We start from the raw sequence: 1,344 nt of genomic DNA, 5'->3' as shown, positions 1-1,344 counted from the left end.
CCGCTATTTATCACTATAAATGTGTCTCTAACGGTATTATAATTTCAATGGGTAAAAAATACCACTGTGCAGATAATATTGTTATAGAAAGTTTTCATTCATTACTTAAGAAAGCTACAATCCATAATAAAATATATAATTCACATGAAGAATATATACAAGATGTTATAAAATGAAATACATGATATTCAAATCGTAAAGAAAAAGATATAATAAAAAAAATAGTAAATACTTTTTATTAGTACTTACTAAAATGGGTGCAGTCTATTTTGTTGAATTTGTAATTTAAAATTAAAATCACTAATTTCATAACCAGTTATTTTAATATATTCATCTTTGTCAATAAAACCTATTTTAACGCTATTTTGAGAATATTTTAAGGTTGATTTTTGCTTTATCTTAACAAGATTATTAATTTTATAAATATATAAGGTTCTAGCACGGTCTTCGGTAAATAATTGTTCTAAATCGGGGTCGCTATACTGTGATTGATTAGCAAAATCTAAGGGGATACTATCAATTGAATAGTCAATTGGTTCATCATTTTCCACTAATTGTGCTAACATTTTTTCAGATGGTTTTAACATTATTCTTGTTCTCATTCTTCATCAGACATATTGATAATAGTTTCGTTGTTTTTTAATTGTCTGTTTAAAGTAGCATTTACCGGTAAGCGAACATCAACAATTAACTCATCAATATTTTTAATATTAAATGTTCTACTGTTTAAAATAGCATTATCATATTTAATTAACTTAATAATAAATTCAGTTAATTTAATTTCTCTAATATATATCATTTGTTCGTATGATGCGTTTGTTTGAATATTTACACCAGCAACTTCCGCTTGCGTTTGTTGGGCTCCCTTAGCAATAGCAGGCACATGATGGCGATTTATTTTATAGTAATTAGTTAATAATCAATCATATATTTTGGTTAATTGTTCACCTTTAAAATTACCAGCGATATAGTCTACTGGTTGAAAATTACTATCAGGGTCTCCTTCAACTAATAATAAGTCATTTTCAATAAATGAAGCCAAAATTTTACTAATTTCTTGGTCAACAACACCAGTCACCCCATTAGTATTAATGGTAAATTTACCACTATTTAATAATGGGTCTAATATTATCTTTTCAGCAATAATATCTAAAATACTAGCAAATTGTTTACCATAACGAGCAGAAGGCTCAAAATTAGGATTATTAGGAATAATTTCAATTGGAATAAAATTAAGTGGTAATATTTCTTCTCTTTGTAATGTTGTATAGTTATTTCATTTAGCATCATCAATATATAAGTCGGTAATAGTACTGTATAATCGTGTTTTTAACTTTCTAATAA

2 protein-coding genes and 1 pseudogene are annotated in these 1,344 nt (G+C 26.1%); 1 reads left to right on the top strand and 2 read right to left on the bottom strand.

The genetic code is table 4. The features are described 5' to 3' along the window. A pseudogene (locus D9R21_RS06520) lies at positions 1-242 on the top strand (integrase core domain-containing protein); the annotation flags it as partial. 6 nt (positions 243-248) lie between these two features. On the opposite strand, the gene D9R21_RS06515 reads toward D9R21_RS06520, so the two are convergent. Both D9R21_RS06515 and D9R21_RS07645 read right to left on the bottom strand, forming a co-directional pair. Continuing rightward, the gene (locus D9R21_RS06515) at positions 249-587 is read right to left on the bottom strand and encodes a hypothetical protein (RefSeq protein ID WP_126821546.1); all 339 of its coding nucleotides are present in this window, start codon (positions 585-587) and stop codon (positions 249-251) included. Next, the coding region (locus tag D9R21_RS07645) for a hypothetical protein (protein WP_158613979.1) at positions 587-1,344 on the bottom strand (758 nt) is incomplete at its 5' end. The genes D9R21_RS06515 and D9R21_RS07645, both read right to left, overlap by 1 nt.

It is taken from the genome of Spiroplasma endosymbiont of Megaselia nigra, from assembly GCF_003987485.1.
In the GTDB taxonomy this organism is placed as follows: Bacteria; Bacillota_I; Bacilli_A; order Mycoplasmatales; family Mycoplasmataceae; genus Spiroplasma.
Note: the sequence above shows the minus strand (reverse complement) of the source record. Positions and strands in the feature narration are given on the sequence as shown.